26 protein-coding genes are annotated in these 25491 nt (G+C 67.3%); 13 read left to right on the top strand and 13 right to left on the bottom strand.

All coding sequences use genetic code 11. The annotated features are described in order from the left end of the window. Positions 1-5: 5 nt before the first annotated feature. The gene (locus tag LQF10_RS01260; protein ID WP_231065701.1) at positions 6-650 is read left to right on the top strand and encodes a DUF624 domain-containing protein; all 645 of its coding nucleotides are present in this window, start codon (positions 6-8) and stop codon (positions 648-650) included. 82 nt (positions 651-732) lie between these two features. On the opposite strand, the gene LQF10_RS01255 is transcribed toward LQF10_RS01260, so the two are convergent. After that, positions 733-2364 (bottom strand): peptide chain release factor 3, encoded by a 1632-nt coding sequence (locus tag LQF10_RS01255; RefSeq protein ID WP_435531422.1) that lies wholly within the window; start codon positions 2362-2364, stop codon positions 733-735. Between the two features lie 139 nt (positions 2365-2503). On the opposite strand from LQF10_RS01255, the gene LQF10_RS01250 reads away from it, so the two are divergent. Continuing rightward, on the top strand, positions 2504-2785 hold the full coding sequence (locus LQF10_RS01250; RefSeq protein ID WP_231065699.1) for a putative quinol monooxygenase: 282 nt from the start codon (positions 2504-2506) through the stop codon (positions 2783-2785). 52 nt (positions 2786-2837) lie between these two features. Here LQF10_RS01250 and LQF10_RS01245 read toward each other — a convergent pair whose 3' ends face one another. Next, the gene (locus LQF10_RS01245; protein ID WP_494338042.1) at positions 2838-3299 is read right to left on the bottom strand and encodes a DUF8738 domain-containing protein; all 462 of its coding nucleotides are present in this window, start codon (positions 3297-3299) and stop codon (positions 2838-2840) included. A gap of 173 nt (positions 3300-3472) precedes the next feature. Beyond that, positions 3473-4183, bottom strand: a complete 711-nt coding sequence (locus LQF10_RS01240; RefSeq protein WP_231065697.1) for an MgtC/SapB family protein — start codon at positions 4181-4183, stop codon at positions 3473-3475. A 294-nt stretch (positions 4184-4477) separates the two neighbouring features. Here LQF10_RS01240 and LQF10_RS01235 point away from each other — a divergent pair, with 294 nt between their 5' ends. Genes LQF10_RS01235 through LQF10_RS01215 form a run of 5 tightly spaced genes read left to right on the top strand, consistent with a single transcriptional unit; the run spans position 4478 to position 9655 of the window. After that, positions 4478-5437: a carbohydrate ABC transporter permease gene (locus tag LQF10_RS01235; RefSeq protein WP_231065696.1), complete on the top strand. Its 960-nt coding sequence runs from the start codon at positions 4478-4480 to the stop codon at positions 5435-5437. Then, entirely contained in the window at positions 5434-6348 is a 915-nt protein-coding gene (locus LQF10_RS01230; RefSeq protein ID WP_231065695.1) for a carbohydrate ABC transporter permease, read from the top strand. Before LQF10_RS01235 ends, LQF10_RS01230 begins: the two co-directional genes overlap by 4 nt. Positions 6349-6388: 40 nt before the next feature. Continuing rightward, positions 6389-7747: an ABC transporter substrate-binding protein gene (locus LQF10_RS01225; protein WP_231065694.1), complete on the top strand. Its 1359-nt coding sequence runs from the start codon at positions 6389-6391 to the stop codon at positions 7745-7747. Between the two features lie 41 nt (positions 7748-7788). After that, on the top strand, positions 7789-8520 hold the full coding sequence (locus LQF10_RS01220) for a glycerophosphodiester phosphodiesterase (protein ID WP_231065693.1): 732 nt from the start codon (positions 7789-7791) through the stop codon (positions 8518-8520). A gap of 31 nt (positions 8521-8551) precedes the next feature. Beyond that, positions 8552-9655 (top strand): phage baseplate protein, encoded by a 1104-nt coding sequence (locus LQF10_RS01215; RefSeq protein ID WP_231065692.1) that lies wholly within the window; start codon positions 8552-8554, stop codon positions 9653-9655. Between the two features lie 21 nt (positions 9656-9676). Here LQF10_RS01215 and LQF10_RS01210 read toward each other — a convergent pair whose 3' ends face one another. Next, the gene (locus tag LQF10_RS01210) at positions 9677-10447 is read right to left on the bottom strand and encodes a DeoR/GlpR family DNA-binding transcription regulator (RefSeq protein ID WP_231065691.1); all 771 of its coding nucleotides are present in this window, start codon (positions 10445-10447) and stop codon (positions 9677-9679) included. Between the two features lie 156 nt (positions 10448-10603). Continuing rightward, positions 10604-11131: a hypothetical protein gene (locus tag LQF10_RS01205; protein ID WP_231065690.1), complete on the bottom strand. Its 528-nt coding sequence runs from the start codon at positions 11129-11131 to the stop codon at positions 10604-10606. A gap of 269 nt (positions 11132-11400) precedes the next feature. Here LQF10_RS01205 and LQF10_RS01200 point away from each other — a divergent pair, with 269 nt between their 5' ends. Further along, on the top strand, positions 11401-13947 hold the full coding sequence (locus LQF10_RS01200) for an Ig-like domain-containing protein (protein WP_231065689.1): 2547 nt from the start codon (positions 11401-11403) through the stop codon (positions 13945-13947). Positions 13948-14033: 86 nt separating this feature from the next. Here the strand turns inward: LQF10_RS01200 and LQF10_RS01195 are convergent, their stop codons facing one another. Beyond that, the gene (locus LQF10_RS01195) at positions 14034-14357 is read right to left on the bottom strand and encodes an AzlD domain-containing protein (RefSeq protein WP_231065688.1); all 324 of its coding nucleotides are present in this window, start codon (positions 14355-14357) and stop codon (positions 14034-14036) included. Beyond that, positions 14350-15027, bottom strand: a complete 678-nt coding sequence (locus LQF10_RS01190) for an AzlC family ABC transporter permease (protein WP_231065687.1) — start codon at positions 15025-15027, stop codon at positions 14350-14352. The genes LQF10_RS01195 and LQF10_RS01190 overlap by 8 nt, the downstream gene beginning before the upstream one ends. A gap of 93 nt (positions 15028-15120) precedes the next feature. Here LQF10_RS01190 and LQF10_RS01185 point away from each other — a divergent pair, with 93 nt between their 5' ends. Further along, a complete protein-coding gene (locus LQF10_RS01185) occupies positions 15121-15675 on the top strand; it encodes a helix-turn-helix domain-containing protein (protein WP_231065686.1) in 555 nt (184 codons plus the stop codon). Here the strand turns inward: LQF10_RS01185 and LQF10_RS01180 are convergent. Continuing rightward, positions 15672-16259: a helix-turn-helix domain-containing protein gene (locus LQF10_RS01180; protein WP_231065685.1), complete on the bottom strand. Its 588-nt coding sequence runs from the start codon at positions 16257-16259 to the stop codon at positions 15672-15674. The two genes, LQF10_RS01185 and LQF10_RS01180, sit on opposite strands and share 4 nt — an antisense overlap. Positions 16260-16340: 81 nt before the next feature. Between LQF10_RS01180 and LQF10_RS01175 the strand changes: the two genes are divergently transcribed. Next, positions 16341-17351 (top strand): NAD(P)/FAD-dependent oxidoreductase, encoded by a 1011-nt coding sequence (locus LQF10_RS01175; protein ID WP_231065684.1) that lies wholly within the window; start codon positions 16341-16343, stop codon positions 17349-17351. A gap of 85 nt (positions 17352-17436) precedes the next feature. On the opposite strand, the gene LQF10_RS01170 is transcribed toward LQF10_RS01175, so the two are convergent. Then, a complete protein-coding gene (locus LQF10_RS01170) occupies positions 17437-17832 on the bottom strand; it encodes a RidA family protein (protein ID WP_231067399.1) in 396 nt (131 codons plus the stop codon). A 132-nt stretch (positions 17833-17964) separates the two neighbouring features. On the opposite strand from LQF10_RS01170, the gene LQF10_RS01165 reads away from it, so the two are divergent. Continuing rightward, positions 17965-18939: a helix-turn-helix transcriptional regulator gene (locus tag LQF10_RS01165; protein WP_231065683.1), complete on the top strand. Its 975-nt coding sequence runs from the start codon at positions 17965-17967 to the stop codon at positions 18937-18939. Between the two features lie 64 nt (positions 18940-19003). On the opposite strand, the gene LQF10_RS01160 is transcribed toward LQF10_RS01165, so the two are convergent. Next, positions 19004-19507 carry a gluconokinase gene (locus LQF10_RS01160; RefSeq protein WP_231065682.1) on the bottom strand — a complete coding sequence of 168 codons (504 nt, stop codon included), beginning with the start codon at positions 19505-19507 and terminating at the stop codon, positions 19004-19006. Between the two features lie 64 nt (positions 19508-19571). Next, positions 19572-21311 (bottom strand): gamma-glutamyltransferase family protein, encoded by a 1740-nt coding sequence (locus LQF10_RS01155; RefSeq protein ID WP_231067398.1) that lies wholly within the window; start codon positions 21309-21311, stop codon positions 19572-19574. Between the two features lie 145 nt (positions 21312-21456). Here LQF10_RS01155 and LQF10_RS01150 point away from each other — a divergent pair, with 145 nt between their 5' ends. After that, positions 21457-22659, top strand: a complete 1203-nt coding sequence (locus LQF10_RS01150; protein WP_231065681.1) for an MFS transporter — start codon at positions 21457-21459, stop codon at positions 22657-22659. A 1-nt stretch (position 22660) separates the two neighbouring features. Here LQF10_RS01150 and LQF10_RS19430 read toward each other — a convergent pair whose 3' ends face one another. Then, positions 22661-23071 (bottom strand): PPOX class F420-dependent oxidoreductase, encoded by a 411-nt coding sequence (locus tag LQF10_RS19430; protein ID WP_354002612.1) that lies wholly within the window; start codon positions 23069-23071, stop codon positions 22661-22663. A gap of 104 nt (positions 23072-23175) precedes the next feature. Here LQF10_RS19430 and LQF10_RS01145 point away from each other — a divergent pair, with 104 nt between their 5' ends. Beyond that, complete coding sequence (locus LQF10_RS01145; RefSeq protein WP_231065680.1) at positions 23176-24237, top strand: LacI family DNA-binding transcriptional regulator; 1062 nt, start codon at positions 23176-23178, stop codon at positions 24235-24237. Between the two features lie 50 nt (positions 24238-24287). On the opposite strand, the gene LQF10_RS01140 is transcribed toward LQF10_RS01145, so the two are convergent. Beyond that, complete coding sequence (locus LQF10_RS01140; protein ID WP_231065679.1) at positions 24288-25268, bottom strand: family 43 glycosylhydrolase; 981 nt, start codon at positions 25266-25268, stop codon at positions 24288-24290. Between the last annotated feature and the right edge of the window lie 223 nt (positions 25269-25491).

The following is a 25491-nucleotide window of genomic DNA, read 5'->3' as shown; positions in this document are numbered from 1 at the left end:
GGGAGATGGTGATCGGCATCGGGTACCTGGTGCTCGGCACCAACGCGATGCTGCTGGTCGGTGCGCTGCCGCTGGTGGTGCTGCTGATCAGCACGGACCCGGTCACCTCCTGGCCCGCCCTGCTGAGCGCGGGTGTGCTGGCCACACCCGCGCTCACCGCCGCCTTCGCCGTCTTCCTGCACTACTCCCGCACCCACGGCACCGATGTGATCCGCACCTTCTGGCGTGCCTGGGCGGTGCACCTGCGCCGATCCCTGGCGATCGCGGCGATGTGGACCGCGACGGCGGTGGTACTGGCCGTGGATGTCCTCGCCCTGTGGGGCTCTCGCCTGGGCGCCGTGCTGACGCCTGTGCTGGTGGTGCTGCTCGTACTCGCCACCGCCACGGCGCTGCTCGCGCTGGTGGCAAGCGTGGAGCGGCCCGAGGCCCGGCTGCGCGACGTGCTGCGCGCCTCGGTCTACTTGGGGGTGCGCCGCTGGTACCTGACGCTGGTGTCCTTCCTGGTGCTCGGCCTGCTCGCGGGACTCTTCGTGGCACACCCAGCCCTCGCCGTCGGTCTGGCGGCGACGCCGCTGCTGTACACGGCGTGGGGCAACTCGCGCTACACCCTCAAGCCAGTCCTGCCCGTGGGCTCCTCCATCGAGGCGTAGACCCACTCGCGCCGACCTACCCTCCCGAGACGGACACACCTTCCTCCCTCTGTCGACGTGTGGAAGGTGTGTCCGCGAGGCCTCAGGAGGCGTCGGCGAGCAGAGAATGCAGGGTGACGTCCGGATGGGTCCGCCCGATCGACCGGGCCAAGTAGATGTCCCGCAGCAGGGCGAGCCAGACGCCGTCGTGCCGGCGGGCGATCTCCACGCCGGAGACTCCCGAGATCGTGGCTGCGTCCTCGGCACTCACCCGCCGGGCGACGGAGTACGGGAGGGCGTCCAGCACGATCCGGCCACCGAACTCATGCTCCATCCGGTGCGAGGCCACCTCGAACTGCAGCGGCCCGACAGCGGCGAGGATCGGGTTCCCGTCGCCGCGTAGCTCGGAGACGAGGCGTTGCACCACACCCTCTTGCACGAGCTTGTCCATCCCGCGCCGGAACTTCTTGGAATCACTCGGGTCCGCAACCCGGGCTGCGGCGAAATGCTCCGGCTCGAAGACCGGCATCGGCGGGAACGTCACGGCCGGTCCGGCGGCGTCGTAGAGGGTGTCGCCCACGGCCAGGTTCGCCGCGTTCACCAGCCCGACGACGTCCCCCGGGTAGGCGAGGTCCGTCACCTCCCGGTCCCGGCCGAAGATCGACAGGGCGTACTTGGTGGCGAACGAGCGACCGGTGGGCTCATGGATGAGGATCATGCCGCGTTCGAAGGTGCCCGAGCAGACCCGCACGTAGGCGACGTGATCGCGGTGCTTGGGATCCATCCCGGCCTGCATCTTGAACACGAACCCGGAGAACGGCGAGTCGACCTCGCGCTCCTCCCCACTGTCGGTCGGGCGGTCGTGGGGCGCGGGCGCCCAACGCTCAACGGTCTCCAGCAGTTGCCGGACGCCGATGTTGCCCAGGGCCGCTCCGAACAGGACGGGCATCACCGTGGCTTTCGGCGCCTCCGGGTCGAGTGCCGGGAGCAGCTCCGCCTCTTCGCGGGCGCGGGTGTCCTCATCGCCGAAGTGCTCACGTGCTGCGGCGGCGTCAAGAGAGTTGTCCTCGGCGAGCTGCGCACCGCCCGGTGCCTTCCGGTAGGCATGCACGTGGCCGGTCGCAGCATCGAGCAGGCCGAAGTCGGAACCACCGATCCCCACCGGCCACGTCACCAGTTGCGGTTCCCGATCGAGTCGTTCGTTGATCTCGTCGATCAGCTCCAGCGCTTCGAGCCCGGGCCGGTCCCACTTGTTGATGAAGGCGATCACCGGGACCTGCCGCCTGCGGCACACCTCGAAGAGCTTGAAGGTCTGCGGTTCCAGCCCCTTGGCGGAGTCGATCAGCATCACGGCGCAATCCACGGCGGTGAGCACCCGGTAGGTGTCCTCGGAGAAGTCCGCGTGCCCGGGGGTGTCCAGGAGATTGATCACCAGGTCGCCCCAGGCGAACTGCAAAGCAGCGGAGGTGATCGAGATCCCGCGCTTGCGTTCCATCTCGAGCCAGTCGGAGACCACACCACTGCGGTTGCCCTTGCCATGGACAGCCCCGGCTTCCCCGATCACCTGAGCATGCAGCGCCAACGCCTCGGTGAGGGTGGACTTACCAGCGTCCGGATGGGAAATCACGGCGATGGTGCGGCGTCGGGCCGCCTCTTGGTACAACGTCACTTTGGCACCCTCCGGCCTCAACTCTACCGGCGCGTCAGGGATCGACCGACCGCACAGATGAGACATTCCGCACCATGAGCACGCTCACGTCGGGTGAGAGTGACGGCCGTTGCGACGGAGCCACACGCCCTCGTCGCCGTCACGCCATCGATGACCGATACCGTGCTCTGACGAAGTGAAGCTCGTAGCCGTGGATCGGAGAGTCATGTCGCAGGTACGCCTCAACGGGCAGCTCGTCTGCACCGACGCAGACCAGGCCGCGACCGTACTCCGGTACCTGCCGGAACACGTCGCGCTCACCCGCGCCGAGGCCGGCTGCCTGTCCTTCGAGGTACATCGCAGTGATGATCCGCACGTCTGGCACGTCGATGAGCTGTTCCGCGACGCCACCGCATTCCGCGCACATCAGGAGCGAGTGGCCGCCAGTGAGTGGGGTCGCGCCACAGCGGGAATCGAACGCCATTACACGGTCGAAGGCAACGCCTGACGAAAGTTGCCAGAAGTAGCGACCGGCCCGGTCGGGCACGTCAGGGCCGCCGTCAGTGGCTCTCCCGACCATCATCGACTGGCTCGGCGGGCTCGGCGCAGTAGTTCAACTCACCGCTCTCGCCCGCGTGATAAGCGTAGATGTCTCCGCGGTACTCAAGGATCAGGCGATAGCCGTCGACCACTGCCTGGGTGTAGGACTGGCCAGGCTGGGGACAACCAAGGGCACCGTCCGGCCAGGCGACCTCTTCGAGCGGTTCGGGGTAGATCTCGTAGTACCGCACGCTGAGCCGTTCGGCCAGGTCGTCGACGGCGGCCCGCTCCTCCTCGGAGAGGTCGGCAAACCGTTCGTCCCAGTGCTCCTGCGGGTCTGCACCTGCCGGGTCATCGGTGGGTTCGGCGGGCTCATCCGGCTCGACCGTGGTGACATCCGGCTCTGGCGAGGGGTCGTCCCCGGACGGACCGCAGCCCGCCAGCAGCAGCGCAGCGGCGGCGGCAGCAGCGGCACCAAGCATGCGACGCACGGGCGACACCTCCTTCACCCCACATCATAGGTTTCGCCCGGCCAGATCGTCTCGGGAGACTATTGACGGTCTGGGGTGAGTTGCTGCCACATCTGGCGGCAGATCACTCCACGCCGTCGGATACGTGCAGCCGCCCGGAAAGGAGCAGCGGAGGGCACGTGAGATCAGTCGTTGTGAACGTCGGCGAACTCCACCGACCGCACCCCGGTGACATCGGCTGCCGCGGACAGAAACGGGGCGACGTCGGCATTGTTCTGCGAGCGCAGCTCGATCGTGGCCTGCACCCGCACCGGCTTTCCTGCCTTGGAGGTGTTGCGACTCTCGGCGACAAGCGCTTCGAACCCGTACTCAGCGGCGAGCGCCAGTGTCCTCCGGAGGGCACCGAACCCCTCGCGGTACCGAATCAGCACGGTGGTGTCGAGTGCCCGAGCACGCAGCCTTCGACCGAGTTTGCCCAGTCCCCACACCGCGATCATGTAGAGGACCGTCGCCACGATCGCCAGTGCCGGCGCGCCGGCTCCGCAGGCCATCCCGATTGAGGCAGTCACCCAGATCGAGGCCGCCGTGGTCAGCCCGGAGACGATGTTCTGACGCACGAAGATCACCCCCGCCCCCAGGAACCCGATTCCCGAGACGATCTGGGCAGCGATACGCGAGGGGTCAACGATCGCATCGGGACCGGTCAGCCCCTGGAAGCCGTAGGCGGAGACCAGAGTGAATACCGCAGTACCGACCCCGACCAGGGTGTGCGTGCGCAGTCCAGCGCTCTTCAGCCTGCGCTGACGTTCCAGGCCGATCGCCGCCGACAGGACGAAGGCCAGGCCCAGCAAGGTGAGCTCGGTCAGGGTCGTCTCACTGAACCAGACGATGTCCACAGTTCCTCCAGTGTCATCAACTGCGCCGTTTGGTTAAATCTTCTCACCAACCGTGCACGGAAGCACCTTCACTTCTGCCGCCCACACTACCGGAGTGGCGGGTCGAAGCTGCGCCCGATAGAGCAGGAACCGCACCAACCTGGGCGATACGCACGGAACTGGGGCGACAGGATCGCGCGAGGCACCGCGATCATCGACTGTGATAATTATCTTGTCATCTCTCACTTGATCGGTATACGCTCACCGTGGAGATGCCAGCGCAGGCATCTCGATCTGACGAGGAGGAGATGGTCGTTGGCTCCCCAGGACGTGATGTCGCACCGATCGGCACCCCAGCCGGCGGCATACCACTCGCGCGAGCGCCGTCGAGGACGGCGACGGCGAAACCGCCGTGAGTACGCGTTGTTCGCCCTCCTCCTCCTCCCGAACATCACTTTGGTCGCCACGTTCGAGTACTGGCCCGTGCTGTACAACGCCTACCTGTCGTTGACGGACTGGAACATGATCTCCGGCGCCCCAGAATGGGTGGGGCTGGACAACTACGTCGACCTGTTCACGAGCAGCGCGTTTCACCAGGTGCTGTCCAACACGGCCTACTTCGCCGTCTTCGTGATCATCGGCAGCGTCGTCCTCGGACTACTCCTGGCACTGCTGCTGAACCAGAAGCTCCGGTTGCGCGGCGTGGTCCGCACCGCGGCCTTCGCGCCGTACGTCATCAGCGGTGCCGCAGTCGCCACCCTGTGGCTGTTCATCTTCGACCCGAACTACGGGCTCTCCCGATTCGTCTTCTCCGGACTCGGGGCGACCTCACCTCGGTGGGTCACCGACGCCGAATGGGCGATGCCCGCCTTGATCATCGCCTACCTGTGGAAGGGAGTGGGCTTCGTCGCCATCGTCTATCTCGCCGGCCTCCAGGGGTTGCCGGAGGAGTACGACGAGGCCGCCAGGATCGACGGCGCGGGGCGATGGACGATCTTTCGCAGGATCACTCTGCCGCTCCTGTCGCCGGTGACGTTCTTCGTCTCGGTAATCACCACGATCGGCACCTTTCAGGCATACGACCTCATCGCCGTGCTGACCGGTGGCGGCCCAGGTATCTCCACCACGACCCTGTCCTGGTACGTGTACGAACGAGCCTTCAAGGCCTCCGACGCCGGAGGGGCTGCGGCGTCGGCGATGATCTTGTTCGCCATCCTCCTGGTGATCACGGTCGTCCAGAACATGTACTCCCAGCGCAAGGTGCATTACCAGTGACCACGACCGAGACGCGCGCGTCCGAGAAAGGCCGCCACGACGTGACAAGCGCCCCAGACCGGCAGAGCAGCTCGCGCCGACCGATGTCGGACAGCAGGTTGCGCCGCACGCTCCTGTACATCGCACTGATCGTTGCCGCACTGACGTTCCTGGTGCCGGTGTACTGGCTGTTCTCCTCAGCACTCAAGGAGAACTCCGAGATTTACCAGTTCCCACCACAATGGTTCCCCGAACCGCCCGTTTTTCAGAACTTCGGGGACGCATGGGATGCGGCACCCTTCGGCAACTTCCTCGTCAACTCCCTGATCGTGACCACCGCCGGGGCCACCATCAAGCTCATCAACGCGACATTCACCGCGTACGCGTTCACGTTTCTGCGCTTCCCGTTCAAGAATGTGCTCTTCCTCGTGATGCTCGGTTCTCTCATGGTTCCGAACAACGTGACCTTGATCGTCAACTACATCACCGTCGCCAACTTGGGGTGGATCAACACCTACATGGGGCTCATCCTTCCCAGCGCCGGATCAGTCTTCGGGATGTTTTTGCTCCGGCAGTACATGCTGACGCTACCGACGGAAATCACCGAGGCCGCCAAGGCCGACGGGGCTGGGCACCTGCGCATCCTCTTCCAGATCATTCTTCCCATGTGCAAACCGATGCTCGTCACGGTGGCAGTGATCGCCGTCGTCGATATGTGGAACGACTTCATCTGGCCCCTCATCGTGACCAACACAGTCGAGATGCGCACCCTCCCGATCGGGTTGCTCTACCTCCGTTCACAAGAGGGCTACAACGACTGGGGCGAGATCATGGCCGGCACCGTCATCGTTGCGCTGCCGATGCTCATCCTCTTCCTCTTCACGCAGCGACACATCGCTCGTGGCCTGACGTCGGGTGCGGTCAAAGGCTGACCGCTCCTCCCGTCGTCTCACCGCTAGAAAGGACTCACCCATGACCATCGAACGATTCACGCCGAACCGCCGCACCTTCCTCGGGCTCGGCGCCGCCGGGCTGAGCGCACCGTTGCTGGCGTCCTGCGCAGGCGACATCAGCTCGGGGGAGGGCGAACTCGGCCAGGTCGACTTCAGCGCGCCCTCGCAGTACCGCGACCGGGAGATGAACGTGGTGCTCTGGAGCGCCACCGGCGGCACGAATGGCGAGCAGCTCCAGGAGCTGATCGACGGCTTCAACGAGTCGCAGACCGACATCTATGCGGAGGTGCAGTACCAGGGCGGCTATGAGGAGTCTGGCCCCAAGGTCACGGCCGCCCTGCAAGCTGGCAGCGTCCCTGACGTCGCGATGTTCGCGGACACCTGGTGGCCGCGGTTCCTGCTGAACGACGTGCTTGAGCCGATGGACGACTACTTCACCGCCGACTACAACAGCGATTCCTACGTCGGGCAGGTATTCGACGAAGGAAGCGCCTCGGGTTCGACGTACTGGATCTCCTTCGGGCGAAGCACCCCGCTGTTCTACTACAACAAGGACTACTTCACCGAGGTGGGCCTCCCCGATCGGGGACCGCAGACGTGGACCGAGCTGCGCGAGTGGGCAGCCGAGTTGAACCAGCTCCAGGTCTCTGGCCAGGCGTTGCCCGCCCACGCCTTCTCCTCGGGCGACGACTGGCCGTTCATGGCGATGATCTGGCAGTTCGGTGGCCGGATCTCGGACGGGCTGGAGATCCACATCGATGGCGCTGAAGCAGTCGAGGCCGGTGAGTGGGCACAGCGTTTCATCCACGACGACAACTTCGGGTATCTGGCGCAGAGCCCCAACACCGACTTCGGTGCCGGCGTCGTCGCCACGACCGTCGGTTCGACCGGTTCGTTGCGGGGCATCTACGAAGAGGCTGACTTCGAGGTCGGAGCGGCGTTCCTTCCGCAGGAGTCCACCCACGGGGTACCCACCGGAGGAAACGGCTTCTCGATGTTCAAGAACGTGCCCGCCGAACGCAAGGAAGCGGCGTTCGAGGTGCTCAAGTACCTCGGCAGCCCGGCCAGTTCGGCGGCTTGGACACTGGGCACCGGGTACCTCCCCGTGGTCGCAGCAGCCCGGGACGAACCGGAGCTGGCCGAGGTCCTCGCCGCAGACCCCAACTTCAACGCGGCAGCCGAGCAGCTCGAGATCTCCCAACCCACCGACGCTGTGCGGCAGATGGTGACCGACTCGACGGCGACGATCATCAGTGGCGTCCAGGAGATCTTCTCCAACGGGAGCACAGATGTTCGTGCCACCTTCGACAACGTCGCCGCCCAGCTGCGCGACGGTGCTGAATCTGTCCAGGACGACTACGAGCAGTGGTTCGGGTGAACCAGAACCCAAGTCGTTCGAACAACCTGAGGAGAACCCCTGTGCCTTGTTTCATCGTGGGCCACCGCGGCGCCGCCGCACTCGCCCCCGAGAACACCCTCGCCGCCATGGCCGCCGCCATCGAGGTGGGTACCCACGAGCTGGAGATCGACCTGCGACTGAGCAAGGACGGCGAGATCGTGATCATGCACGACGAGACCGTCGATCGAACGACAGACGGTCACGGCAAGGTCAACGAGCTCACCCTCGCCCAGTTGCGCGAGCTCGACGCGGGAAACGGCGAGAAGATCCCGACATTCATCGAGCTGCTGGATGCCACCTCAATCTCCTTGCAGATCGAGATCAAGGACCCAAGAGTCATCGACCCTCTGTTGGACCTCCTCCGCGCACGTCCTGCTGACGTGCATCGCCTTGGTCCGACCTCCTTCGACCGGGACTCGGTGCGCAGGATGGCGGCCGGGCTCCCGGAGGCCACCGTGGGCCTCATCAGCAAGGAATCGACAACCGGCGTGCTGGATGAGGCAGCCAGCCTCGGCGCTCGGCGCGTCCTCGTCGGATACGAGGCGGTCACCGAGGAGTTCATCGAGACGGCACACACACGTGGATTCCGCGTAGACCTGTGGCCGATCACCGAGCCGGATCAGGTTCGCCGCACCGTCGACATCGGGGCGGACGGCTTCACCACCGATGACCCGCGGATCGTGAGTGCTGCAGGGTACACGGTGACACCGCACGGGTTAGCCAACGTCGGTGCCGGCGAACGAGGCGCCTGAACCCAGACAGATCGACATCAGGAGGATCGAGATGACACACCGTTCAACAGGGATGAACCGCAGGCAGTTCCTACGGGCCGGAGGCGTGACCTCGCTGGCCATGGCGGGACTTGGTGGGGCGCCGTCGATGGCTGCCGCCGCCGGGCCGCCACACCCCGATCCAGCAGATGGCGCGATCGATCTCTCCGCACCGGCAACTGCGCTGTTCACCCACAGATATCTCACCTGCGTACGCACTGTGATGCAGTCCTTCGCGGTCGACCCCCGCGCCGGTCACGTCTACGTGCTTCAAATCGTGCAGGCGAACACACCGCTGCCGGGCGACGAACCAGGTGACGAAGCCTACGCACGCCGCACCGAACGGGGCGATCTCGCCCTGACGAAGCTCGACTTGTCCGGCAACCGCCTCGGGCACATGTACCTCAAGCATTTCGGCCACGGCGTGTCCATGGGGCTGGAGCGCGACGGTGATCAGGTCTTCCTCTGGACCGAGATCGACACCCTCCCGAACGCCGCGGGGGATGGCCGCGGCTCCCGGCTGACCCGTTTCCCCTTCACTGACGGTGCGGTCCTCGACGCCGAGCGGGATGCCGACCTGTACCGCCGCGAACTGATCGCCGGCGCCACCCAGACCACCTGCAACATCGACCCGGCCAACGAGCGCCTGGTGATGCGCTACTACCGTGACGCAGAGTTCCGGTACGCCCTGTTCGACCTGGCCCACATCAAGCAGGAACGGCCGACCTACGAGCCGGTGTTCGACGTCGGGACACCCGCCGAGGTCAGCGGCGTCTTCCAGGGGTACGCGAGCCTCGGCGACCACCTCTACATGATGGTAGGCACCAAGTATGGTGCCGGGAACCCGCCACCACCGGAGGGCATGGGCGATGCGGCGTTGACCCGGCTCCGGTGGAGCACCGGTGAGGTCGACGCACACACCGACGAGCATTCCGGTCTCGACCTTCACCGCCGCGAGCCGGAAGGACTGGCCGTGGCACTCACGCCCCCCGGGCGCTCGGGTAACACGTCTCGGGCCACAGCACGGCTGTACTCAGGGTTCGCAACGAGCGCGCACGAGAGCCCCGATGCAGACCGGCTCTGCACGATCTTCTACCGGAGCAGCACAGGTCGCTGACCCTGGTACCGGCTCCGGCGGTCAGGAGACCCCGCCGACACCGATCACCGTGGTGCGCACGTGTTCGCCCACGGATCGGATGAACTCGGCGTCCTCGGGGTCGGTGATCACGAGCTCGTCGAACTCGCTCGTCGGCGCCAATTGGTGCAACGCCGTGTGCTTGATCTTGGTGGGGTCCATCAACAGCAGTCGCCGATCCGCGGCATCCATCATGGCGCGCTTCATGGTCACGATGTCCTGGTCCTGATGAAACGTCAGGCGAGGGGTCATGGATGACGTGCTGAGAATGGCGAGATTCACATGGAGCGATTCGGCCATCTCTACCGCGTTCATTCCGAAGAATGACTCGTGGTTCGCGTTGTAGGCACCACCGATGATGATCAGATCGAGGTCCTCGCAGCCGCGGAGCGTCTGCAGGATCGGCACATAGTTCGTGATCACCGTCAACTGCATGGGACCGGCACGTGCGATATGGCGGGCGAGAAACAGGTTGGTCGTCGAGGTGTCGAGCATCAGGGACATTCCTGGCTCGATGCGCTGCATCGCCTCCACCGCTAGCGCTTCTTTGTGCTCGGGTTGCACCTTCATCCGGAACGCGGAACTGCTCTCGAAAACCGACGACGGCGTTGCTGAAACTCCGCCGTGAAACTTGCGGATCAAACCCCGTCGCGCGAGTTCATCGAGGTCTCGGTGAATGGTCATCAAGCTGGCACCGACGACTTCGGTGAGTTCGTTCGGTGTCGCGACACCGTGGGTGAGGACGTAGGAGGCTATTTCCTCTTGTCGCACCATTCGAGTTCGACTACGAACGGACAGTGGGCGATCAGCGCGGGATACAGCCATTCGATCGCCTCCATCGCCGGGGAAATATCATCCCTTCAGACTACCGGTTCGTCTGGGACCGGGGTCTGCCGACGGACACACGTAGCTCGGAGTGTGGCAGCCCTCCTACATCTCGTTGACGGTGTAGCTGACCACGCCCTCGCCCTCGATCGACGCCAGCAGCACCTGCCAGTGGCCGTTGTCGAGGCCCACCATCTCCAGGTCCCCGGAGGACATCGAGAAGGACTCCCCAGACTCGCCGAACCCGGCACCCTCCAGTGCTTGCTGAGCGCGCTCGAACGCATCCGCACCCGTCGCCTGAATCTGAACAGCCCATCCCGACGCCCCGTCGGACTGCATCGCCGACGCGCTGAGAATCTCGCCGTCGATCAAGGGGATGTCCTCACCCGGAAAGCTATCCGGGAGATCACCTCCGACCGAGAAGGAGCCTTCGTCGCTCTCCACCACGAAGCCACCGTCCTCGGAGTCAAGATCCACATCGACGTTCTCACCCTCGGCCTCAGCAGCCTCTTCGACGGCGCGCTCGACACCTTCCTCGATAAGACTGTCCACACTGCATCCGGCCACTGTGGCCAGCGCGATCGCCGCAGCCATCGCACACACCGTGCTCCTTCTGGATCCCTGATGAGTCATCGGCCCACTCCTTCTGATCGGCAGGCTCCGCCCTTACCGGGAGCCGTTGGCGTCTCTCAAGAGCAGGCCACGGCAGGTTTGATACACGAAATGAACGTCGAACACGGCCGCCGAGGCGACTTCAGCCACTCGCGACGTCGTGGGGCAGCGTTGTAGGGGCACAAGGTGACGAACCCCACGAGTCGGTTGTCCAATCGTTAAACGGACGATATTCTCCAGATCAGGGCTGTAGAGGGCTCCGAGACCGACGACATGGAAAGAAGTCACTCGTGCGGATTGCAGCGCGACGAAGTGCCCGGATACTCGCCGTCATCGCTGCGACTGCGGCGGTCTTCGCAGGCGCGATGGCTCCGCCGGCCTCCGGCGCAAACGCGCAGGACCCACCACCCTCACCAGATGAGACTGCGGTCGCTCCGCTCGACGCGGAGGTCCGGGTGTTCGACACCTGGGAGGAGGCGCACGAACTCCTCGGCCCGGATTGCCTCGATGGGAGCATCGTCGTACCGGGCGACGGCGGCGAGTACGACAACTCCATCGCCAATGCCAGGGTCCAGTGCGATCTCACCCTCGATCTGCGCGGATTCGGCTGGTTGCCCTCATTGCGCATGATCGTCGAACCCGGCAATCACTTGACCATCACCAACACCGTGGGGCCGGGCTGCGACATGAGCGCGCTCGTCGAGCGCGAGTGCGAGGGCACGTGGCTCGATGCGTTCATGGGTCTGGCCGTGCCGTTGGGTGCGAAGCTGACGATCACCGGAGACATCGGTGTGTATGCCCGCGGCGCGTTGGGCCGCGACGCAGCTATCGGAGGCAGCAGCCGCCATGCGAACACCCACGCCGGCGAGATCGAGATCACGGGCAATGCGACGGTCCGCGCCCGAGCCGCCGACGGTGCCGCGATCGGCGGCGGCTTCCACAGAGACATCGGCGGCGTCCAGGTGAGCGGGAACGGCGGCACGGTCACCATCACCGATCACGCCTACGTCCTGGCCACCAGCAGCACCATGGTGGAATCCGCAGCAGTGGGCGGATCCAACGGAGGGATCGGCGGCAACCTCACACTCGGCCCGGACGCCACGCTGATCGCCGCAGGTGGCGCCACAGCGATCGGCGGCACATGGGGCTCAGGAGACGGAAACGCCGTCATCAACGGCACCCTCTACACCCGCACCCCGATCTTCGACGGCGACCTGATCTGGGACGACGGCGAGTTCACCGTCGGCCCGACCGGGCAGATCCTGGGGTCCGTGGAGGACCCGATCGGCGCCGGGCGGATCGCCGGCGCCGGCACCATCGTCAACAACGGGGTGATCGCGCTGACGAATGTGGATCCCCCGAGCATCATCACCAATCACCACTATGACGTGCAGTTCGTGCGGCACCCGGGCACCACAGACGCCGAGGCGGACGAGGAGCTGACCACCCGGGTGTATGCGCCGGACTTCGGTTCGGGCTACCGGGACATTCCCATTCCCGAACCCGGTGTGCTCTGGATGACCGAGCCGGACGGCGGCGGGGCGGTTCTCGACGACTCGACGCAGTTGGCGAACTATGCGAACGACGACGGCATCGTGCGGATCTACGAACACGTCATCGGCACGACAACCTCGCTCGATGCGTCCAGTCCGATCCGCGACTCCGGGCCCGTCGACGGCGAGCCGGTACGGCTGCTCTCGCACACGGCGCGCGAGGAGCAGGTGGGGATCGAGCCCCTGGCGGGCACCGTCACGTTCACGGCGGTGGATGAGGACGGCGTTTCCCGCGAGCTCGGCAACGCGGCGGTGAACATCGCGGGCATCGCCACGCTCGACACCTCGCTGCCGGCCGGTGACTACACGCTGACGGCGTCATACGACAGCCCGGAGGTGCGGTACGCCGCGTCGACCTCCGATGAGCTCCATCGGACCGTCCAGAAGGCACCGGTACGCGTGGTGCCACTGGCCGATCCGGCCGACGGCGAGTGGGTGTACCCAGAGCCGGTGGAGTTCTCGGCGCGGTTCTACGCCGAGATCGACCCCGGCGCGTGCGACAACGATCCGGGGAGCGCGCTGTGCCCGGAGATCGAGACCGGCACCGCGATGCGCGATGGTGAGGCCGTCGAGATCGACGACGGCGTCGCCCAGTTCGTGGTCTCCGGTCTCGACGCCGGTGAGCACACCGACACCATCGAGTTCGTCGGTGACGACCACCGCCTCGATGCATCGGGCACCGTGACCTACGAGGTGTCGCGAGCGAGCACCGTGATCGACGTCGACGCCTCCGCCGAGGCCATCGCAGGAGAAGCACTTCCCGTGTCCGTCTCCGTGAGTGCCGAGCTCGACCCGTCGACCCTGACGACATCGAGCGCGTCCCCGAGCGGCACGGTCGAGTTGCGGGAAGGCGATGCGAGCGGGGATCTGCTCGCGAGTACGACGCTCGACGCCGAGGGTGTCGCACAGCTCGCACCGGTCTTCGACACCCCCGGCACGTACCACCTCGTGGCGGTCTACACCGGCGCCGACAACTTTTCGCCCGTGGCCTCCCAGTCCTTCGTCGCGAACGTCGCCCGCGCGGACGCCGAGGAGCCGGATCCCGATGAACCCGGCGCACCGGATCCCGACCCCGAGGAACCCACCGGGCAGGACCCCGACGACCCGGGCGCGCCGGGCACCAACGAGCCAGGCGTACCGGGCACGGCCAACCCCGCCGACGATGCTCCCGCTGAGCTCGGCCGGACCGGTGGCGACGTACTCCCCTGGATCATCTCGGCGATCGTGTTGGTCGGCGCCGGCATCGCCCTGGTATTCACCCAACTGCGCCGACAGCGACAGTAGCGGCCGGGGCGGAGCCCTTCCGAGCCCGGATGCCCCCGATCCGCACACCGGATCGGGGGCCGTCAGCACACCAACGTGCGCGCGTATCAGGCCGCCCCCAGCGCTCGTAGCCCTGCCGTGCCGGCGGCAGCCACCATCAGCACCACCGGCAATGGCACCCCGCGCCAGGCCAGCACGCCAGCCAGCGCCACGCCGGCCGGGCGGGCGTAGCCGGCGAAAGCGACGCCGTCGGTGAGGGCGGTGGTGGCCATGACGGAGGCGAGCACGAGCACCGCACCGTCCTCCATCAACTGCTGCACCCGGGGCCGGGACTCGAGCAGCCCGCCGGCCGCGCCGCCGGAGGCGCGGATGGCAAAGGTGCCCAGCGCCAGGCCGAGCCCGGCCAGCAGGACGGTGCACAACTCAGGCATCACGCCACCTCCGAAGCAGCAACAGCGGCAGCGCCACCAACCCCAGCACCGGTGCGAGACCGGTGGGCGCCCACGCGGCGGCAGCCACCGAGACCACCACGGCTGCCAGCACTGGCACCCGCAGCCGGGACTCGCGCAGCGCCGGAAGCAGCAGCGCGAGGATCACCGCCGGGAACACGGCGTCCAGCCCCCAGGCGCTCTGGTCGATCACCTGACCGAGCAACCCACCGGCGAGCGCGCCCACCGGCCACCCGACCAGCACAGAGAGCCCGGCGATCGTGTAGGCCCGGCGGGCCCGCTCGGGGTCACGTTGGGCGAGCCCGTAGGCCACGGACTCATCGTTCATCACGTGCGTGCGCACCACCCGCCAGAAACCAGTGCCGAGTAGCCGTCGCACGGCCATCCCGTAGGGCAGGTGCCGGGTGTTCACCAGCAACGCGGCCACCATCGCCAACCACGGGCTGGTTCCTCCCGCGGCGAGCCCGACGAACAGCATCTCCGAGGCACCCGCGAGCACGAGCACCCCCAGCAGCGGGGCGAGCCAGACCGGCAGACCGCCGTCGACGGTCAGTGCTCCGTAGGCGATCCCGATCAAGGCGACGGCAAGCCCCATCGACAGAGCTCCCCGGACGAGGGGGTCCCGGAACGCTGATTCGACCACCTCGATCACCCCTCCCTGTTCGCCCTACCGAACCTATGATCGTTATGATGAACGGTAGCAGCACTGTTCGGCAAGTCGAACGCACCGAAGGGTCAAGCGAACGTGACTGATGGACTCCCCCGCGAGGTAATCGCCGCCAGCATTCACCGCGAGCGCCTGCGTTGCGGGTACAGCCTCACCGAGCTGGCCCGCTTGGCGAAGGTGGCAAAGTCGACCCTGTCCCAGCTCGAAGCCGGCGCCGGAAACCCCAGCCTGGAAACCATGTGGGCGTTGGCCACGGCGCTAGGCGTACCACTCTCCCAACTCATCGCACCGCCTCGCGCGTCCGTGGACGTGATTCGGGCAGGCTCAGGACCCTCCGTCCAGGCCACCGACGCCGACTACCTGGCCACTCTGCTGGCGGCATGCCCGCCCGGCGCGCGCCGGGACCTGTTCCGCATCACCGCGGAGCCAGGGCAGCCGCACCTGGCCGCCGCACACGCCGCCGGCACGATCGAGCACGTTTACATTGCGGCCGGGCGGGTTCGGCTGGGCCCGGTCGGTGCCGAGGAAGTCCTCGAGGCTGGGGACTTCATCACCTACACCGGGACCGAGCCGCATACTTTCGAAGCGCTCGACGGCCCGGCACATGCACTCCTGGTCAGCGAGCAGCGCTAGGCCTTCTTCTTCCGCGGGCCCGCACGCAGGTGCGCCCGTTCCCCCTGGGTGCCGAACAGGCTGAGGAACTCCACCGCACGACCGTCGGCGGACCCGAACCAGTGCGGCACCCGGGTATCGAACTCGGCCGCCTCACCGGGCTCCATCACCAGATCGTGCTCGCCGAGGATCACTCGCAGCTTGCCGTTGAGCACGTACATCCACTCATATCCTTCGTGGACTTTGGGCTCCGGCTGCTTCACCGGTCCAGCGGGGATGACCAGTTTGTACGCCTGGATCCCGCCCGGCCGGCGGGTCAGCGGAAGCATCGTCATCCCGTGCTGGGTGATCGGCTTGAGATGAATCCGCGGATCGCCAGTGGGCGGCGCGTCCACGAGTTCATCCAGGCTCACCCCGTAGGCACGCGCCAACGGCAGCAGCAGCTCGAGCGTGGGCCGCCGAGTGCCTGACTCCAGGCGGGAAAGCGTACTGACCGAGATCCCCGTACTCGCGCTCAGATTGGTCAAAGTGATGTCTCGCTCAGTGCGCAGGCTCCGCAAGCGGGTGCCGACACCGTCCAGCGCATGGTCAAGCTCGTCGTCCATCATCGAAGTTTGCCATAGCAGCAAGGTTGTTTGCCACCGCTCTCGGCAGGCGGCAGGCTGCGGAGCAAGGAGGTGGTCCCCATGACCGAACTGAAGGACTCATACGACGTAGTGGTGATCGGTGGCGGCGCCGCCGGGCTGAACGGCGCACTGATGCTGGCCCGCTCCCGCCGGAGCGTGGCCGTCATCGATGCCGGCCAGCCCCGCAACGCACCGGCCGATGCCGTGCACGGGCTGTTCGCCCGCGAAGGCACTCCCCCGGCAGAACTGATTGCCCGGGGCCAGGAGGAGGTGCGCAGCTACGGAGGCGAGATGTTCTCCGGGGAGGTGAGCGACGTCGTCGGGAGTGTGGACGACTTCGAGGTGCGCCTCTCCGATGGACGCACTACCCGTGCCCGGCGAATCCTCGTCACGGCCGGAGTGGTGGACAAGCTGCCACCCGTACCCGGACTGGCCGAGCAGTGGGGCCACGGCGTCGTGCACTGCCCGTACTGCCACGGCTGGGAAGTCCGCGACCGGGCGATCGGGGTGCTGGCCACTAGTCCGATGACAGCTCACCAAGCATTGCTGTTCCGCCAGCTCTCCGACGACGTCGTGGTGTTCAGCCATCAGGCGGCCCTGGACGAGGAGGAGCTGGAGAAGCTGGCCGCGCTCCGCATCCGGGTGATCGAGGGGAAGGTGACGGCGGTCGAGCAGTCCGCGGGAGCCATCACCGGGGTGCGCCTGGCCGACGGAACGGTCGTGGCCAGGGAGGCGATCGCCGTCGCGACCCAGATGGTGGCACGGGCCGGCTTCCTCTCCGGACTGGGCCTGACCCCCACCGAACATCCGAGCGGGATGGGCGTACACATCCCGGCCGAGGCCATCACCGGGAAGACGGCGGTGCCGGGTGTGTGGGCTGCGGGGAACGTGACCGACATGGCCGCCCAGGTCGGGCCGGCTGCGGCGGCGGGCGGTCAGGCGGGTGCCGTGATCAACGCCGACCTGGTGATGAGCGACGCAGCCCGCGCTCTGGCCGAGTACCGGGATGTGTTCTCGCCCGCGTCGGAGGCACGGGTGGGGCGGATCATCGCCGGGGACCGCAGCCTCTGACGATTGGTCGTCCTGGCCACCGGAGATCACATGCCGCGGCGCTACTCAGCGAACTGGATCGAGTAGCGCCGCAGCTGTGGTCACGTCACGCGACGGCAGTGCCTTCGAGTTCGACCATCTGGCCAGGGACGGCCAGCCGGGTCACGCCGAGCATCGTGGTGGTCGGTGCCACCCCGGCGGCACCCAACCGCGAAGCCAACTCGCCATAGTGCCCGAAGAGCAGATCGACGTCGGTGGTGTAGACGTTGAGCCGGACGAGGTTCGCAAGCGACATGCCTGCCTCGCGGAGCACGCCCTCCAGGTTGTCGAGGCTCAGCGCCAGCTGTGCTGCCATCTCACCGTCATGCTGGGGCCTGCCGTCCTCGCTCATTGCGGTCTGCCCGGAGATGTAGAGGGTCCGGGTGGCCCCGGAGACGATCTCACCCTGGTTGAATCCCAGCTCCGCCGACCACGTCACCGGGTTGATGGCCGTTCGCTCGATTGCCACATCTGCTCCATTCGATTGAGGAAACACGCGTCCGGCGGCTCGGTAGCCGCCCAATGAGACGTCGCGCGAACGAGCCTGTCGAGAAATCACGACATCATGTGTCAGGTATCTCGATACAGTGTGCAGATGCGGGCCGATCGGTTGGTCTCCCTCGTGCTGCTCCTGCGCCAGCGCGGGCGGATGACGGCGGACACGCTCGCCCGCGAGCTGGAGGTCTCCACCCGCACCGTGTTGCGCGATATCGAGGCGCTCTCCGTGGCCGGCGTTCCGGTCTATGCCGAACGTGGCCGGTATGGCGGTTTCGCGCTACTGCCCGGGTTCCGGACCGAGCTGACCGGGCTGAACCATGAGGAAGCACTCGCCCTGCTGACCGCCGGATCGGGGCACGGTGAGCAGGTGTTCGGGCTCGGTTCGGCGCTGGCTTCGGCCATGCGCAAGGTGGTTGACGCGATGCCGGAGAGCCACCGGGCCACAGCGAGTGATGCCGCTGCGCGAATCCTCGTGGACCCGAAGGCGGATCTGCTCTCCCGCAGACTCGTCGCTGAGCACATTCCGGACGCGGTCATGATCGAGGTCCGCCGTTCTGTGCTCGCCGGCCACAAGGTGCGCATCCACTACGCGGCGCCCGGCCGCCCCCAGGCGTGGCGCACCGTTGACCCGATCGGGCTGGTCACGGTGCGCGAGAAGGGGTACCTGCTCGCCACGAAAGACGGTGCGGACCGCACCTACCGGCTGTCCAGGATCGCCGCGGCCGAGGAGCTCCCCGAACCCGCACAGCGGCCGGAGAACGTTGATCTGGATCGGATCTGGCAGGAGCGCAGCACCCGCTTTCGAACCGGCGGCGATCACGTCACCGTGCTGCTGCACCTCGAGCCCGCGCGGCGGGAGGACCTGGTGAACACCGCACTGGCGATCCTGTCCGAGGAAGCCGACGCGGCCGGCCGGCTGCGGCTGGAGGTGGCCTTCCAGGATTCACGCCACGCCGTCTGGGCGTTGTGGCAGTTCGGCACGGATGCGCAGGCGCTGGAGCCGCAGTGGCTGCGTGAGGCTCTGCGCGAACGGGCCGCCGCGCTGGCGAGCCGCTACGGGCAGTCCTCCTGAGAGCGTCGCCTGTCACCTATGGCGCCACCTCGGACCGGATCTCACGGCCAGGCGCCGAGAGGAGTTACTCGACGGCGGCGATGGCTTCGGCGATCACCATGCTCGGCGGTGCGGTCGCATCCACCACGTCCCCGGCCTCATCCGCACCGAGCGGCTCGAGAGTGTCGAACTGGGACCGCAGCAGAGCCGGAGGCATGAAATGCTCCCGGGCCTGCATCCGGGCATGAATGGTGTCGTAGTCGGCGCTCGGGTGGATGAAGAACAGGTCCGGTACCCGGGCGCGGAGGCGGTCCCGGTAGGCCCGCCGCAACGCGGAGCAGGCAAGCACGGTCCGCTCGCCGGCCTCGTCCCGGCGGGCGATCTCGGCGGCGAGGATGTCCAGCCAGGGCCACCGGTCGTCGTCGGTGAGCGGTATGCCAGCGCTCATCTTGGCGACGTTCGCCTGTGGGTGGAACTCGTCCCCCTCCAGGAAGACGGCGCCGAGCCGGTCCGCGAGCGCCGCACCGATCGTGCTCTTGCCATTGCCGGAGACGCCCATCACGACGATGTGCCGGGGAGTGTGTGCCATCCCCCTATTCTCCTGGCGCCAGGGCCCGGAGCCGAACCGGTGCATCCAGTTGCCACACGAGCACTCAGCGCCCGACGGCGTAGCCCTGCATCCCGCGCGGATTCGCCGCGGCGTGCAGCATCCCGTCCGGGCGAATCCCCGAAGCGCTGATCCGCCCCAGCGACCAGGCACCTGCGTCCTCCACCTCATGGCCGCGGCGGCGCAGGTCGGCGAGTACGTCTTCCCCGAGCCGAGACTCGGCCCGCATCCCCCGCGGCTGAGCCACCCGTGGGGCGAACGAGCTCGGCCAATGGGTGGAGTGCCAGGACGGTGCATCGATCGCCGCCTGCAGGTCCATTCCTCGAATCAGGTGGTTGATCAGGAACGGCACGGTCCACTGGTCCTGCTGGTCGCCGCCGGGGGTGCCGAACGCCAGCACCCGATCCTCGCCCACCAATAGCCCGGGGCTGAGCGTGGTGCGCGGCCGGGCTCCGGGTGCGAGCGAAGAGGGTAGTCCCTGCTCGAGCCAGAACATCTGCGCGCGGGTGCCGAGCGCGAACCCGAGGCCTGGGATGGTCGGGGAGGACTGCAACCAGCCGCCGGAGGGAGTCGCGGCCACGACGTTCCCCCATCGGTCGGCCACGTCGAGGTGGCAGGTGTCGCCGCGGGCGACGGTGGGCTCCCCCTGACCAGGGGTGGCCAACCCGTCCGGCCAGGCTCCGCCGTCGGCCATCGCGGCGACCACACGCGACGGCAGGCGCGGGGCTCGGCCACCCGGACTCCCCGGGCGCAGCTCCCCGCTCGCCTCGGACCCCACCAGACGCGCCCGCTCGGCAGCGTAGGCCGCGCTGAGGAGATCGTCGATCGGGACGTCGCTGTACTCGGGGTCGCCGTACCAGGCCTCCCGGTCGGCGAAGGCGAGCTTGGCTACCTCGACGGCGGTGTGCACGAGCTCGGCCGGCGCCATCGCCGTGAGGTCGAACTGCTCGAGCATCGCCAGCTGTTGCAGCAGCACCGGCCCCTGCCCCCAGGTGTCGGTCTTGGCCACCTGCACCCCGGCGAAGTCAGCGAGGAGCGGACGCTCCTCGGTGGCCCTCCAGGCGTTCAGGTCAGTGCCGGTGAGGAAACCTCGATGTGCGCCGGAGGCGACGCCGTCATACTGCTCGGTCGCGGTGAACGCATCGATCTGCTCGGCCACGAAGCCGGAGTAGAAGGCCTGCCGCGCACCCTCGATGTGCTGTTCCCGGGTGGTGCCGGCCGCCTCACCCTCGGCCACGAGGCGCTCCAGGGTGTCCGCGAGCTGGGGGTTGGTGAACCGTTGCCGCGCTGCGGGGAGCCGCCCACCGGGCAGGTAGATCTCAGCCGAGGTCGGCCAGTGTTCGCGGAACACCTGCTCCAGGCCGGCGACCGCGCCGGCGGCCTGCGGCAGGAACGGGTAGCCGTCGCGGGCGTAGCCGATCGCATAGTGGGCCACCTCGCGCAGCCGCATCGTTCCGTACCGCTCGAGCATCAGCATCCACGCACCGAACGTTCCGGGCACCGTGGCTGCGAGCAGCCCAATGCCAGGGATCTCCTCGATGCCGGTGTCCATGTAGGCCTGCGCAGTAGCCGACGACGGCGCCACACCCTGGCCGCAGACCGTGAAGGTTCGCGAGGTGGCCCCCTCGTGACAGAGCACCGGCATGTCACCGCCCAGACCGTTCAGGTGCGGTTCAACCACGTGCAGCACCAGGCCGGAGGCGACGGCGGCGTCGAAGGCATTCCCGCCGGCCTCCAGCACGGCCATGCCGCTGGCCGAGGCGAGCCAATGGGTGGAAGCGACCATGCCGAATGTCCCGAGGAGTTCGGGCCGGGTGGTGAAGGGGGCAGGACCGCGGGTGGTGGAAGAGTTCACCTCGTCAGCGTATGCCGCGAAGTGAGACGGGGCCGGCGAAGGTGACGTGCCCGCCCGGATGCGATAGGCAGGAGCGGTGAGTTCACGCGCCGACCGCCTGTTCAACCGCGACCTGGTGCTGCTCCTGGCCGCCACCTTCGGGGCACTGGCGAACTATGCGCTGATGCTTCCAGTGGCTCCGCTGTGGGCGTCCGACGGCGGTGCAGGTGCGGGGCACGTGGGCACGATCACCGGAGCGATGATGGCCGCCACGGTGCTCACCCAGCTGGGGATGGGGTGGATCTTCCGGGTGCTCACGCTGCGCCGGATGGTGATCGTGGGTTCGCTGCTGTTGGGGGTGGCGACGCCCGCCTACGCGCTCTCGCCGGCGATCGCGCCGATGGTCGGCATCTCTGCTGTGCGTGGCGTGGGGTTCGCACTCGTGGTGGTGGCGGGCGCGGCGCTCGCGGCCGAACTCGCGCCGGCCGGGCGCCTCGCCACGGCCACCGGCGTCTATGGGGTGGCGGCCGGGTTGCCGAATGTGGTCGCACTGCCTGCTGGGGTGTGGCTGGCGCAAACCTGGGGATTCGTGCCGATGTTCCTGACCGCGAGCGCCCTGGCTCTGCTGGCGGTGCCGTTGGCGGCAGCGATCAGTGCAGCGCGCACCCGCGGCGGCGTTCGCTCGGAAGGTTCTGGGCATCTGCCGATGCGCACCTGGGCGCGGTTCCTGGCGCCGACGGCAGTGTTCGCCGCCACGGCGCTCGCCCTCGGTGGAGCCACCACGTTCGTACCGCTGGCTGTACCGGACCCGGGAACCGCCACGATCTCGTTGTTCGCACTCTCGGCACTGATGGTGCTCGGGCGGTTGCTGGCCGGGCGGATTGGTGACCATGTGGCCGCCGGGCGGTTGCTGCTTCCCGCTGCCGTGATCAGCGCCCTCGGCATGGGCGGGGTCGCCGTGACGACGGGAAGTGATTCCGGGGTGCTGACGGTCATGGCGGCAGCGACCTTCGGCCTCGGTTTCGGGGCCGTCCAGAACGACTCACTGGTGACCGTGATGCAGCGCGCGGGGAGGAAGGGTCTCGGCACTGCGAGCACCGTGTGGAACATCGCCTACGACGGTGGCGTGGGCGTGGGTGCCGTGCTGCTCGGTGTGGTGGTCGCGGCCTCGAACTACACCTGGGGCTTCGCGGTGCTGGCGCTGGCGATCGTGGCACTCGCGCCGGTTGCGTTCCGGCTCCAGCGGGCCGCAGCTACTGCACCCGGCCCACCTACTGGCGCAATCGACAGCGACCTCTGACCTACGTATCGGGCGGCAACCGCTCCGAGTGCACAGCAATTTCGAGACCGACCGCGCGGCCACCGCGCCTACGCGGGCGACCCAACAGAGTCACGATCGTGAACAGTCGGAATCGGTTGCCGTACTTGGCAGTCATCGCTCGCTTCGCCACTCGGAGCTCTGCGTCGGCAAGCACCCGGGCCTCGCCGCTGTGCCACGGGCCCTGCGGCGCACCATTGAACGTCGACGGTGCTACCTCGACCCTCGGATTCCGCATGATCCGACGCACCTTCCAGGAACGACTCGGCGTGTACCCGTACAGCCGATCCCCCGCAGGGGCCAACCAGATCGGCGTTGACACCGACGACCCATCCCGACGGAACGTCTTCAACGCAAAGTACTCATCAGCTCGATGGCGGTCGCGACGGGGCATACCGACATTGTGGCTCACGCCGCAGGCCGGCCAGCCGCGTGCACAATGCCGACTAGGACGCAGTGGCGATCCGTTCCCGCCGCCAAACCCCTACGATCGGAGTCGTGGACATCACGGCAGCCGGGACGGGGGCAGTACCCGGTCGAAGTCGCCGCGTACGGCAGTCCGACGTGGCCGCGCATGCTGGCGTCTCGGCCAAGACGGTGTCCAACGTCCTCCATGATCATCCCTACGTGAGCGCGAGCACGCGCGCCAAGGTCGAGGCCTCGCTCGTCGCGCTGGGTTACCGCGTCAACCTCTCCGCTCGCGCCCTCGCCAGCGACCGGACTGGGTTCATTGCGCTCGCGATCCCAGGACTCGACAATCCGTATTACTCCGAACTCGCAGGCCACGTCATGGACGCCGCAGCTCAGCACGACTGGATCGTTCTGATCGAGCAGACACGATCGTCGGCCGAGCTCGAGACGGCGGTCGTCCGGGGCGGGGGAGCACAGTTGGTCGATGGGGTCATCCTGCAGCCCGATTCGACCAGCCAGGCCGAGCTGACCGACCGGTTCGCTCACCACAACCTGGTGCTGATCGGCGAGGGCGGTGCCACCGCGTCCTCGGACCATGTCACCACCGACGCTGTCGCCGCCGCACGTGAGGTGGTCGAGCACCTCCTCGCTCAGGGACGCACCCGGATCGCGACGCTCGGTATCCAACCCCAGGACCGCGCCAACGCGTCCGAGTTGCGCTATCGCGGGTTCTGCCAGGCGCTCGACGCGGCGGGACTGTCGGTCCGGTCTGACTACCTCACACCTCTGGCCCGGAGCCGTCGGCCCGAGGCGGCCGCCGCCGTCGACGGGTTGCTCGCGCTCCCGGAGCCACCCGATGCGATCCTCTGCTTCAACGACCTCGTCGGTAGCGGTGCGCTAGCCCGGCTGCGCGAGCGAGGGATCAATGTGCCGAACGACATCGCCGTCGCGGGCTTCGACGACAACGAGGAGTCACGCTTTACTGCTCCGCCATTGACGAGCGTGTCCTGGGACCTCGAAGCACTCGCCCAGCGATGCGTGGAGCGGCTGTTCGCTCGGTCCCGCTCGGGTGACGCCCACCTACCACCGGTGCGGACCGTGATCGGGCACCGACTGGTAGTGCGAGAAAGCACAGTGGCCACGAGCTGACGCATCCGAAGTGAGCGCCGGCAACAGTGTCGGAAACGCTGCCGGTTGACTCACTCTGGTGGACCAAGCCGCGGGCGGTCCTCGTCCCAAAGGATCTCGGTGGCCGCCAAGTAGTTGGTCCGACCGCCGGAGTCGTTGCCCTGGAAGAACAAGTAGGTCCGTCCGTCGGCATCGGTGAACACACCCGGATGACCACTCTCAGAGGAGTTCCACGTGCCCGGCCTACCGTTCGGGAGGAACGGCTCGGAGGCGCCTCGCGTCCAGTGCACGCCATCCTCGCTCACGGCATAGCCGATCTGCTGCGGTTCATTGTTGTACCCCCCTGCATAGAACATGACGAGGCGGTTCCCACGCCGGACCAACGCCGGCGCCTCGATGCACTCCAGCTCCCAGGGCAGTTCAGGAGCCAGAGCCGGGGCGTCCACACTGAGGTCACGCCAGGCGTCGGCACCGAATCCGCTGTCCAGCGCCGCCTCGGCCACGCCCACCATCTGCACACCCATCTGCGGATCGCGCGTCGCGTATGCCAGCAGCAGCCGAGCACCATCGACCATGACGTCGGCATCGATCGCACGGCCACAGTTCCATGCACCGGTCGGGCGAAAGACCGGGTTCGAATCATTTCGGGTGAAGGACACGCCGTCGGCGGACCACGCGTGGCAGATCGCGTCTCGCGGCCCATTTCCATAGCTCTGGTAGAAGAGGTGCACCACTCCGTCAAGCACGATCGCGCCTGGCGCCGCTAGGCCGCGAGACTCATGGCCCCCTGCCGGGTGAAGACGCCCGACCAGCGTCCAGGACCGCAGATCTGGGCTCTCGGCGATGCCGACGTGCCAGCCCCGACGGGCGCCGGGCTGCTCCGGAGGCAGCGTGAAGTACATCAGATAACGCTCACCCAGCCGCACCACCGATGGGTCCTTCGAGAACGGTGTCCCATCGGCACGGCCGACAGCCCAAGGCTCGCCCAACAGTTCGGCCGCTGGCGGTGTGGCTCGCGTCGCGTCCGGCGCCGCTGTGGATGACTGCGTCATAGTCACGCTCTCCTCGTGGGGAAATCGGTCAGTGGTGGCTGGCACGATACATTACCGCGCTGAAAGGCTGCACTATCGCACCCGCCCTACCCGTCGATGACGCCGCGCACACCAGCGAGCCGCCCACGTCGTCCACCCTGTCACCACACGATCAATCCCTTGAATTATCAGTCATTTGTCGACGCCCTGCCGCTGGCTTCACGACGGCGGAACCCGTTGCCTC

It is taken from the genome of Ruania halotolerans, assembly GCF_021049285.1.
Lineage (GTDB): Bacteria > Actinomycetota > Actinomycetes > Actinomycetales > Beutenbergiaceae > Ruania > Ruania halotolerans.
This window is presented reverse-complemented; position numbering and strand designations above follow the sequence as displayed.